General features: G+C 64.6%; 2 protein-coding genes. One reads left to right on the top strand and one right to left on the bottom strand.

Translation table 11 applies throughout. The annotated features are described in order from the left end of the window. Positions 1-717, bottom strand: a 717-nt coding sequence (locus BMY22_RS23355; protein ID WP_208599392.1) for a coiled-coil domain-containing protein, incomplete at its 3' end; no start/stop codon positions are given. 312 nt (positions 718-1029) lie between these two features. Here BMY22_RS23355 and BMY22_RS23350 point away from each other — a divergent pair. After that, positions 1030-1245, top strand: a complete 216-nt coding sequence (locus BMY22_RS23350) for a hypothetical protein (protein WP_090625715.1) — start codon at positions 1030-1032, stop codon at positions 1243-1245. Positions 1246-1473: the final 228 nt, after the last annotated feature.

Genomic DNA, 1473 nt, shown 5'->3' with positions numbered 1-1473 from the left:
CATGGGGAGCTGCTGCATGGCTTGCCGGTATTGACCCGCCGACTGCCCGGCGCGCTGCATGGACTGGCTGTTGTCGTTCAGACCGCCGCGCATCGAGCGCAGCTGGGTGAGCGTGGATGCCACGCTGTTCCGATAATTCGCCTCGGCCTCGGCCCGCTGCTTGGCCGATAGGCTGCTGTCGCTGGCGACCAACCGGTATTGCTGCCGCAGATCGACCAGCTGCCGCTGAGTCTGCTCGATGGCCCCGACACCGAGGGAACTCCGGGCCGAGTTCAGGGCAGCATCCGCACGGCCGGCATCCAGGCGCGCGGAAAACTCCTGGGCCAGCCGGCGCTGCTCGGCCGCCAGGTTGCGCACGTCGACGCCGGCGGCCTGCAGTTCGGTGCGCATCTTGCCGAGCTGGCCGATCTGGGAGGCCTCCTGGCGCTCGAGGGCCTTCAGGCTGGAAACCGCCTGCTGGTACTCGGCCGACAAGCTCTGGCTCGGCGTCGCGGCCGCCGCCATGGCATTGCCCAGTTCGCGCACCCGGTCGCGGGCCTCGCGCATCTTGCGGCCGGTCTGCTCCAGGGCGTTTTCCAGCTCGCGGAAGCCGTTGACCTGGCGCAGCGGCTTCTCCACCTCCCTCACCAGTTCGGCGTACTGCTTGCTGAAGCCGGCGACGTCCTTCATCGCCTCGCTGACGTTCGCGGAAATGTTCAGCTCGATCTTTTCCGCCATGGGTTTCTCCGGGCAATAAAAAACCCGCACCTGGCGGGATTGGTGTCCTGCTTCAGATCACGTCATGCAAGCCAGAAAACACTGACTTTCAAACTCGGAAGCAGGTCTTTTCTGGTATTTTTCGAATACGTAAAGACACGTTCTCCCGACACCTCGCCAGACCCCGCAACTCCTCGCGCAAAGCCAGGCTGAGCCAATGGAAAACCAAGCTCGAGTGGCTCGCCTGTGCGCGAAATTGCAGGAAGCTCTACAGAGCACCCGGCGAGCAAAGAAGAACCAGAGGAATAACCCCCCACCACCAAGGAGCCCCCCATGGACACTCTCTGGATCACCGCCTCGGCGATTGCCGCTCTGGTAGCCGTGGCAGTAGCGCTCCGCATAGCCTTGAAGCCCCGCCGCTTCAAACCCAAAAGCGACGCCTATTGGAAAGAAAAGGCCCGGGACATGCAGAAGAAGCACACCGGCCAGGTCATTTCGTGGAATCCGCGCTTCACCAAGGGGCGGTCAAGGACGACAGACAAGCGATAGCCAACAACCGAAAGCCCCGCGGCGGGTGCGACTCGTCACCGGGCAGCTCCCATCCTTGAGCCATTCGGCCCAGCCTCTACCCTGCCAACTGCCTGACCAGCGCCTGCGCCTCCTTGCCGCCGGCCATGCCGTACCCCACGTCGACGATCCGCTCGGCGCGCAGCCGGCGCTCCCGGCGCAGGGCGCAGTCGTAGTGCAGGAGGATCTGCCGCTGGGTCATCCGGCCGA

It is taken from the genome of Azotobacter beijerinckii (genome assembly GCF_900110885.1).
In the GTDB taxonomy this organism is placed as follows: Bacteria; Pseudomonadota; Gammaproteobacteria; order Pseudomonadales; family Pseudomonadaceae; genus Azotobacter; species Azotobacter beijerinckii.
The sequence above is the reverse complement of the archived record's forward strand: the minus strand, read 5'-3'. Positions and strand labels throughout refer to the sequence as shown.

Excerpts from the sequence above, each read along its gene's own strand:
- BMY22_RS23350 (WP_090625715.1), top strand. The coding sequence starts at position 1,030 with ATGGACACTCTCTGGATCACCGCCTCGGCGATTGCCGCTCTGGTAGCC.